General features: G+C 38.5%; 1 protein-coding gene and 1 pseudogene. Both read right to left on the reverse strand.

Annotation, left to right across the window (positions count from 1 at the left end; all coding sequences use genetic code 11):
• Window positions 1–26: 26 nt before the first annotated feature.
• Window positions 27–419, reverse strand: a complete 393-nt coding sequence (locus tag V7659_RS32000; protein ID WP_335510996.1) for a DUF4320 family protein — start codon at window positions 417–419, stop codon at window positions 27–29.
• Window positions 420–481: 62 nt separating this feature from the next.
• A pseudogene (locus V7659_RS32005) lies at window positions 482–853 on the reverse strand (Na+/H+ antiporter subunit E); the annotation flags it as partial.
• Window positions 854–1,119: the final 266 nt, after the last annotated feature.

Genomic DNA, 1,119 nt, shown 5'->3' on the forward strand with positions numbered 1-1,119 from the left:
ATATAAACACTCATGATGTTTTTGAATTAATTTCTATACCACACTTCACTCCTACCAGCATCTTTCGCTTCAATCGGTAAAGTGAACTGTCCTAAACCTGTACCTAATAAATTAAATGATCTAAATGTATATTCACTAGTCACCGTAACGGTAAACCGACCTCTTTGTTGAAGAGTACCGGTGTTACTATACGTCACTTTGAAATTTTTATTATCTACTCCATAATCTTCAAGAATCTTTTGAGTGCGACTCTCTACAGAATTAACAACGCCCCCCTCTATTTCTGCTTCTCTTGTAATCTGTTCTGCTACTGCATTTGCTTTGCTTTGCAAAGTACCATAAACAATTAAATCAGGAACAAAGACAATAAAGACCATTAACATTAATAAAGTAAATGCTAACCCAACATGACCACGCACACCCTCCACCTCTTTCTATTCGTTTAAATTAGACATAATTAAACTGGTCAGAATGGCAGATCATCATCGGAAATATCGATGACCAGTGTACCAGGTGTTAATGTAATCATATTAGCCAGTATGGTAATTTCCCAATCTGTTTTCAAATCTGTACGAAAGGCGAAAATACCAGGCTTGATTTTAAGCTTTGGAGATAACACCGTCTTGAGTACACTCAAATTAGCAAGAAGTAGCTCTCTGATAAAAATGATGACGAGCTTGAAAATCGCATAAAGGGCATAGCCGTAAAAACGTTGCGGGAAGAATCGCCGCAGCATAAAAATGGCGATCATCCCTAGTGCAAAGCCTGATACAAAGTCTGCAGCTCTGTATGTATCATTCATAAACATCCATGTAAAGGCGAGGAGAGCGTTTAATAATATTTGAAAGGCCATGTTCATCTGCTCCTTCAGCACAGCTTGAATATATTTTTCTGGTGTTGAAAGCATTTCCGCAGCTTGATTGATATAAGGTGCAATGAATTCTGTGCCTAATCCAATCGCAAGCGATAAGACAACAAGCAGTACCCCAGGATACACCATTCCTCTAATGGATGGCTTTCTTCTTCGCATATCCTGTTTCTCTCCCCAAAACGCGAGCATGAAAATCCTCATAACAGAATAAAGGACAAGAAGACTGGACAGCAAAACAAGGATAGAGA

Source organism: Neobacillus drentensis, from assembly GCF_036966985.1.
Lineage (GTDB): Bacteria > Bacillota > Bacilli > Bacillales > Cytobacillaceae > Neobacillus > Neobacillus drentensis_E.